The sequence below is a fragment of the Clostridium sartagoforme AAU1 genome (assembly GCF_000401215.1).
GTDB classification, from domain to species: Bacteria; Bacillota; Clostridia; order Clostridiales; family Clostridiaceae; genus Clostridium; species Clostridium sartagoforme.
The window spans coordinates 1-8,686 of sequence record NZ_ASRV01000199.1; the positions used below are offsets into that span (position 1 = coordinate 1).

Below are 8,686 nucleotides of genomic sequence, written 5' to 3' on the forward strand. Positions count from 1 at the left end.
ATATTTTTTCCAATAATTCATAAATTTATATAATTCATAAATTTATATAATTCATTATTTTATTAATGATATAATAATCCAAAAGTATATAAAAAGGCATAGTAATTCATTGCTACCATGCCTTTATTGTTTATCTCTCCACCCTATACTTAAACATAAATATTAAAATTCAATAAGATTTAATCCTATATTTTCATTAAACTTTCTTCCCATAGATCCATTTATTTTTGTTATTATTATTTCTGCTGTAGCGCTTATAATTGCTTTATTTAAATGACCACCTATACATTTACCTTCGAAGTTTGCAAAAGTTCCATGTATATGTAAATATACTTCATTGTTCATTCTTGATATATTTCCAGTTAAATTCGTAATTTCAAAATCTTCCTCATATGTATTTGAATAATATTTCTTTTCATCAATTTTGAATAATCCTACAACCACATGATTTGAAGCTCCTAAACCTGATATAGATCCCAATTCTATATTTTCTTTTTCACACAAACTTTTAATAGACTCTATAACTTCTTCTCCTTTTTCTAATCTTAATACTATTGAATCATCGAACACTCTATAATCCATATCTACCACTCCATCTCTAATAAAAATTTATTATCTTTATATTTTGATTTTATCATAAAAGTAAATATAATATTAGCTATAATCCTAACTTTTAGATATTACTTGTATTTCTCTTTTAGATAATAGTAGCTTTCTACTAAAATATTAAAGAAGCATACTACTTTTCATAATTTATAACATTTATATAAAATCTTTATAACATAAAAAATCCCTTAGAAAAATTCTAAGGGATTTATATAATTAAAAGCATTTAGCCATTTTTATTATTCTTTCACCTAATAGTACTTTATCAAATACTTTATCGTAATCTAATTTTTCATAAAACTTACTTACTTTTTCATCTTTTGCTAGTAATGATATACCATCATACTCTTCTTTTTTAGCAACTTGCTCTGCGTATTTCATTAATTTTTTACCTATTCCCATACCTCTTGCTTTTTCATTAGTAGCAATATTGGATATATATAAGTTACCTTTTCTACACTCTCTGAATATCATATATTTTATTCTTGTGATTAAGTAATAAAATTTTTCACTTAAACCTTCCATCTTAGGAATTTGCTTAAAATCAGTCTTCATACTTAACCTATCTAATTCATCATAAGGTATTAATATTACTGCACCTAATATCTTATCATTCAATTCTGCTACTGTTATATATTCAGTGCTATACCTTGAACCTTTTGTTTTTATTAGTGCTTTTAGGTTATCTAAACTTTCTTGTTTAGATTCTCCCCCTCAAACGTAATCAGGATGAACTTCTGTGCAATAGATTAAATCAGCTATTACATCAATATCTGGATTTGTTGCTTTTCTAATTTTAATATCATTTTTTCCCATTTTTATTACCTCCTATACAGAAAGTTAATTTACTGTATAGTTCTATTATATATACTAACTACTAAATTATCATTGCTATATGTGCTGCAATAATGATACTAATATGCTTAACTAACATTTATGTTAAAATGATTAATCATATAAAAATATCAAAAAAAGTCATATATAAAGATAAGATATAAATTTCTTCTCTTTATAATGACTTTTTTACTTGTTTTATAATTTTTATTTTACTTAATAGAAATTTCTTTTGATAATACTTCTTCTTTTATTTCATTTGCTATTGCTTCATCTTTTATTTCTTTCCTAAGACCTTTAAGAGACTTTTCTCTTCTTTTATTTCTTTCTTCTAAATCTTTAATTGTCTTTTGATCATCTGTTTTAGACATCATTTCATTTGCCAAATTAATATTTTCTAAAGTACTATTAATATTCCTTTGAATTCTTTCTACATTATCACTTCTATCATCAGGATTATTTTTCATATTACTTCCTCCTTATATTGAACTACATTTATATGATGTTCAATATATAAGTTTATACGCAAGTAATTTCTACCAACCTATCCTTCTTTATTTTCCTTTTTTATCAAAGTCATAATTCCTGCAATTAAAAATAATATAGCCGGTATTATTCCAAATAGTGAAATAGATATAAAAATTCCAACTGCCGAAACAATTAATCCCCATCCAGCTAGTTTAGGCTTTGAAGATACTAAAATTGCAGTTATAATTCCTAAAATCGAAAACACAAAAGCTAGTATCCCCAATCCCCCTAGTCCACCTGAATCTCCATTAATAGCTGTACCTACACCTCCTAAGAACAAAGCAAATATTCCACCGAACATTCCTAAAATACCACCAATAATCCCCAACACTTTTTCGGTTGTTCTTGATATATTTTGGCTCATAAAAAAATTCCCCTTTCTTCTTTTATTCATAAAAGTAATTTATACTTTACTATATGAGTACAAATATATATTCTAGAACTTATAATAATTCTTTGTATTTGTATTTTTATTTCATCTATATTCATTTATATACATTAAATTTATATATCATAATTGTTTATAAAAATAAAGTGAAGAGCATAAATTTATACTCTTCACTTTATAAGTAATTGAAATTCATCACAAGAAATAGGTTTACTAAAATAATATCCTTGTACTTTATCACATCCCATTTCTTTTAATATATCAAATTGCTCTTTTAATTCTACACCCTCTGCAACTACAATTATATTCATTTCATGTGCAAGGCTAATTATACATTTAACTATTGTTCTATCATGACTACTTAAATGTATATTGTCTATAAATGATTTATCAAGCTTAAGTTTGTTAATTGGAAGTACTCTTAGATAACTTAATGATGAATATCCTGTTCCAAAATCATCTAGGGCAATTTTAGCTCCGATATCCTTTATTTTATTAAGAATCTTCAAATTTTCTTCTATATTACTCATAACTATACTTTCTGTTATTTCTATTTCTAAACATTCTGCAGGTAATTTAGTTCTTTCCAGTATATTCTTTAGCTCATATAAAAAATCATCTTGATGAAGTTGTGCTACTGAAACATTCACAGCTATTGTTATTGGATATAGTCCCATGTCTATCCATTTCTTACTTTGTGTGCAAGTATTCATTAATACCCATTTTCCTATAGATATTATTAATTCTGTTTGTTCTGCTAAAGGTATGAATTCTCCTGGAGAAACATTGCCAAATTCATCACTATTCCATCTTAGTAAAACCTCGGCATTTTCAACTCTACCATAACTTAAGTTTACTTGTGGTTGATAAAGCAACTTGAATTCTGATTTATCAATAGCTCTTCTAAGACCATCTATTAATTGTGATTTTCTTATTATTTCCTTAGACATATCCTCATTATAAAATAAATATCTATTATTTCCCTTTTCTTTTGCTTTATATTTTGCTATATCTGAATTCATAAGAAGCTCATTTTTTTGTAAAAGCATCTTTTAAAAAAATACTAATTCCTATACTTACCGTTATAAATATATTTTTTTCTTTTACACTTATTGGCTTTTTAAATAAATCAAGAATATTTAAAGCAAATTTATCTATATCTTCTCTACTTTTTACTCCCAATCTTAATATAAGAAATTCATCAGCATCTAGCTTACATATAAATTCATCAGTATTTAATGTATTTAAAAACATTTTAGAAATATATTTTAATACTTCGTCACCATAATCGTGTCCTAATGTATCATTTATAGATTTAAAATTATCGATATCTACTAAAAACACTACTCCTTTATATCCTTCTTGTAAGTTTACAAGAAGTGCATCGTCAACTTTATCTAAAAACATTTGTTTATTAGGTAATCCTGTTAATTGATCATAAAAAGCTAAGAACTTATTTTTTTCTTCTATATTCTTTCTATCTGTAATATCTGTGATAGATCCAGACATTTTTATTGGAGTATTTTTATCATTTATTAATGCTTTTCCTCTTATTAGAACCCACTTAATTTCATTAAAATTGTTTTTTACTCTACATTCAACTTTAAAATACTCAGATCTCCTATTTAAATGTTCATCAAATAAAGTTGTAACCCTATCTAAATCTTCTTCAATTATTAACTTTTTAAAAGTAACCATTAGATTTTCATTATAAGTTAATTTATATCCAAATAAATCTTCAAACTTATCTGAAATATAATGTTCTTTAGTTATAAAATCATATTCCCATATTATGTCGTTTGAACCATCAACAGCAAGCTTATATCTTTCCTCACTTGCTTGTACCTCATTATATTGCATCTCTAATGATTCCTCTATAGCTGCAAGTTCTTCATAAACAACATTTAACTCATCATAGTTCCTATTTAATTCTTTCTCTGTTATAATACGTCTCTTTATATTTGCAATAAGAATTCCTATTAATATTAATAAAAATATTATTACTCCTATTATTATATGTATTTGCATTTTATAAGAATCATAAAGTGAAAATGGCTTATTTATTATTTTATAATCACTTGGTAATTCCTCTATATTAATTCCATACTTTATTAGAGCATTATAATTAAATATAAATTCACTAATATCTTCCTCTTTAACTTGTATATCCTCAATCTTTTGCCCATCTAATATTTTAATAACCATATCTGCTGCCGACTGTCCTTGGTCATATCCCTTTATGACTTTTCCGCCTATCACTTCTTCGTTTAATAAAAAATCCCAACACACATAAATTGGTACATTAAATTGCGATATGAAATTTTTATTTTTTTCATATGGAATATATTTTCCATCATCAGTTTTAAATTGCCCAATTACTAATATTGCAGTAGTATTATTATCTAATATATATATTTCATCTAATAATTCTTTTGGCTGCATATCTTTATAAAAATAAAAATTGATATCATGCTCTAAATCTACTATTGAATTTCTTACTAATTCTTCATTTATTTTTCCTGTAGTATTATTATCATATACTACTACTACATTTTTAATATCCTTTTGTAAATACATCATACTTAATATTGTTTCTTTTACATTTATTTCTTCCACGATTCCAGTATAATTAGTCTTTCCTTTAAGGATATCTTTGGTAAAGTTATTTACTCCGCAAAATATAACAGGCGTTTTTCCAAATAAGTCTTCTCCATATTTCACCATAAATTCTAATGCATCATTATCCGTACAAATTATCATTTCAAATTTAGTATTTTTATATTTCTCTTTATAAAATCATATAGCATGTCTATATACATATCACCATTATTATTCTTTAAATCCATATATTCATAATATAAAAATACTTCATTTTTATATTGTAATACATCTTCTATTCCTTCTTGTATATCTTTAACCCACTGTAATTCCTCGCTATAAGAATTTAAAATTAATATTTTTTTATGTGAATCTGCTCTTACCGTCATCTTAAAATAAAAAAACGCACTTAAAAATATTATAAAAATAATAATTCCTTTTTTCAACTTTTCCTCCATAACATCCCCCCTCTCATAATTTTTTTAATTCTAATCTTTCAAAACCCTTTTCCATTCTCATACTTATTTTCTGTTTTTTTCTACAATAAAAAACAGAAAAACTTATGCTTTTACTGATATTTTATTATAATTTTAAATTATTTACTAGTTATAAAATCAAATTATTTATTATGTGATTATTTTATTCTTGTTTTTATTTTAAATATATAAAAATTATTATTCTAATACTCTTAATGTTATTATCATATATAATATTTTCTAAGACTTCATAATAACAGAGAAATATGAAAAATATATGAAGAATAAAAAATCGTAGCTTTCAATAAAATGAATGCTACGATTTTATTCTTAATAAGTTCTTTTCCAAATTGACTTACTAAACATAATTAACATAGGATATATCTCTAATCTACCTGCAAGCATGCAAAAAGATAAAACAATTTTACTTAACTTTGAGAAATTAGAAAAGTTCCCCATTGGTCCTACCATCTCTAGACCAGGTCCTACATTACTTATGGCAGTCAATACTGATGTAATATTAGTAACTAAATCAAAACCATCAAATGAAACTATAAATAAAGCTATTAGATATATTACGCTATACGCTGCTATAAATAATAATACACCTGATATTGTTTCTTCATCTACTACTTTACCATCTATTTTTACACTTTGTATTCTTTTTGGATGAAGTATTTTATCTATTCCACGTCTTACAGCTTTTAGCATTATTACTAATCTTATAGTCTTTATTCCACCAGCTGTTGAACCAGCCATTGCTCCCACTATCATAAGTATCATTATTATAGTTTTACTTAGAGATGGCCACAAATTAAAATCTGTTGTTGCATATCCAGTTGTTGAAATAATAGATGCAACTTGGAATGATGATTGCCTTATTGACAATCCTATATTTCCATTATTAAAATCTATTATGTTTATTGCTATAAACACGATAGATACTAAAACTATTAGCAAGTAATACTTTAATTCTTCATTTTTAAAGAATCCCTTGATATTTCCTTTTATTAATTGAAAATACAGTGAAAAGTTCACTCCAAATATTATCATAAATATTGTAATAATCCATTCAGCTGCTGGATTATTAAAAGCTCCAACACTTAAATTCATATTAGAAAAGCCTCCAGTTCCAGCTGTTCCTAATGCATGTATTACAGAATCATATACTGATAAACCCGATAGTATTAACAGTATAGTTTGAATAATAGTTAACACCAAGTATATAATATATAGTATTTTAGCTGTTTCCCTTATCTTTGGAACAATTTTTCCTGGATTAGGTCCTGGACTTTCCGCTTTTAATAAATGAATACTATTAGATCCAATAGTTGGCACTAATGCTAATACAAAAATCAGAAAACCCATTCCACCTATCCAATGAGTTAAACTTCTCCAAAATAATATTCCCTTTGGCAAAGATTCTACTTCAGTAAGTATAGTTGCTCCTGTTGTAGTAAATCCTGATACAGTTTCAAAAAAGGCGTCTATGTATGATGGAATTGATCCACTAATTACAAATGGTAAGGCACCAAATGCTGCAATAGCTATCCATGCTAGTCCAACTGTCAAAAAGCCTTCCTTTGCGTACATACTTTTATCTTTAATTTTTATATTACGTAACACTAAAGCTACAATTAGTGTAATTGCAATTGTTATTAAAAATGAATTAGCATCTTCACCTGAATAGGTTAAAGCTATTGCAAATGGAAGTAATAAAAGTAATGCTTCATATACTAATACATTACCTATAATTTTTAGAACTATTTTATAGTTCATACCATTTATCACCTCCAGAGAAGATATCATCAATATTTAAAACCTTCATATTCTTAGTTATTATGATAACTCTATCGTTAACTTTTAAATAATCATCTCCAGTTGGAATAATTATTTTATTATTCCTAACAATTGTTGCAACCAATGTATCTTTTCCAAATTTAATATCTTTAAATTTTTCTCCTATATTTTTAGTATCACTATTTACTATAAATTCTATTGCTTCTGCTTTATCATTACATATCCTATATATATTTTCTATGAAACTTTTTTTCTTATTTTTTAAAGCTCTTACGTATCTTAAAATCTTATATGCAGTAACTAACTTTGGATTTACTATAGAATTTATTCCTACAGCTTTTCCTATATCCTTATAATTATCTCTTGTTATTTTTGTTATTACATTATCAACTGATTTATTATAAGCTAAAAGTGATGCTATTATATTGTCTTCATCTCGTCCAGTTAAAGTTATAAAACTATCAACTTCAAGTAAGTTTTCTGATAATAATAACTCCTCATCCATACCATCACCATTTATTATTATAGAATTTGGTAGTAGATCATTAAGTTGTTCACATATTTTAACATCTCTTTCTATTATCTTACAATTCACCCCAGCTTCAGTTATGATTTTTGCAAGATAATATCCTATTTTGCTTCCGCCTACAATCATAGCTCTTTTTACTTTTTTCTTATATTTCCCAAGCTTATTAAAGAAATTTTGTATATCCTTATGTTCTCCTATGACGTATACCTTATCATCCTTTTCAAATATATAATCGCCTCTCGGCATTATGAACTCATCATTTTTCTCAATTCCACAAAAAAGAACATTTCCTCTTATAAATCTTATATCACTTATTTGTTTTCCTTCAAGATCACTATCATCTGATACTTTAAATCCAACCAAGTTAACTTTTCCATCTGAAAAATCATCTATACTACAAACTGATGGATATTTTATTAATTTTGCTATTTCTACTGCTGCAGCCTTTTCAGGATTTATAACTAAATCTATGCCTACTGCTGCTGTTAGTAGCGTTATATCTTCATCATATCCCGGAGTTCTCACTCTTGCTATGGTATGTTTGACTCCTAACTTTTTTGATGCAAGGGAACAAAGCATATTCAACTCATCACTCTCAGTTACAGAAATTAATAAATCTGTTTCTCTTATCCCCGCCTCATTAAGTACTTTAAGACTTGTACAGTTGCCTTTAACACACATTACATCCAAACTATTATTAATATGTTCTAACGCCATATCTTTATTGTCTATAATAGTTATATTGTCCCCGTCTATAGATAGATATTTAGCTAAAGTATATCCTACCTTACCAGCACCAACTATAATGATATTCATTTTATTTCTCCCTTAGTAATTCTTATAATATTATTTATAATGTATAATATCACAATTATACATTATAAATAATATTTATCAAGATATTAAAAAATATTATTAGAATCTATT

9 protein-coding genes are annotated in these 8,686 nt (G+C 25.8%); all 9 read right to left on the reverse strand.

The genetic code is table 11. The features are described from left to right. Nucleotides 1–162 precede the first annotated feature (162 nt). Nucleotides 163–582 (reverse strand): PPC domain-containing DNA-binding protein, encoded by a 420-nt coding sequence (locus A500_RS15905; RefSeq protein ID WP_016208589.1) that lies wholly within the window; start codon nt 580–582, stop codon nt 163–165. A gap of 240 nt (nt 583–822) precedes the next feature. Beyond that, the gene (locus A500_RS15910) at nt 823–1,275 is read right to left on the reverse strand and encodes a GNAT family N-acetyltransferase (protein WP_040437027.1); all 453 of its coding nucleotides are present in this window, start codon (nt 1,273–1,275) and stop codon (nt 823–825) included. 377 nt (nt 1,276–1,652) lie between these two features. Then, on the reverse strand, nt 1,653–1,907 hold the full coding sequence (gene tlp, locus A500_RS15915) for a small acid-soluble spore protein Tlp (RefSeq protein ID WP_016208591.1): 255 nt from the start codon (nt 1,905–1,907) through the stop codon (nt 1,653–1,655). Between the two features lie 77 nt (nt 1,908–1,984). Next, nucleotides 1,985–2,332: a DUF4064 domain-containing protein gene (locus A500_RS15920; protein WP_016208592.1), complete on the reverse strand. Its 348-nt coding sequence runs from the start codon at nt 2,330–2,332 to the stop codon at nt 1,985–1,987. A 194-nt stretch (nt 2,333–2,526) separates the two neighbouring features. Next, nucleotides 2,527–3,378, reverse strand: a complete 852-nt coding sequence (locus tag A500_RS19695) for a putative bifunctional diguanylate cyclase/phosphodiesterase (RefSeq protein ID WP_198010589.1) — start codon at nt 3,376–3,378, stop codon at nt 2,527–2,529. 7 nt (nt 3,379–3,385) lie between these two features. Then, nucleotides 3,386–5,116: an ABC transporter substrate binding protein gene (locus A500_RS19700; RefSeq protein WP_051993182.1), complete on the reverse strand. Its 1,731-nt coding sequence runs from the start codon at nt 5,114–5,116 to the stop codon at nt 3,386–3,388. Further along, on the reverse strand, nt 5,113–5,412 hold the full coding sequence (locus A500_RS19705; protein ID WP_051993183.1) for a hypothetical protein: 300 nt from the start codon (nt 5,410–5,412) through the stop codon (nt 5,113–5,115). The genes A500_RS19700 and A500_RS19705 overlap by 4 nt, the downstream gene beginning before the upstream one ends. 348 nt (nt 5,413–5,760) lie before the next feature. Next, nucleotides 5,761–7,209, reverse strand: a complete 1,449-nt coding sequence (locus A500_RS15930) for a TrkH family potassium uptake protein (protein ID WP_016208593.1) — start codon at nt 7,207–7,209, stop codon at nt 5,761–5,763. Then, entirely contained in the window at nt 7,199–8,575 is a 1,377-nt protein-coding gene (trkA, locus tag A500_RS15935; protein ID WP_016208594.1) for a Trk system potassium transporter TrkA, read from the reverse strand. Before trkA ends, A500_RS15930 begins: the two co-directional genes overlap by 11 nt. Nucleotides 8,576–8,686: the final 111 nt, after the last annotated feature.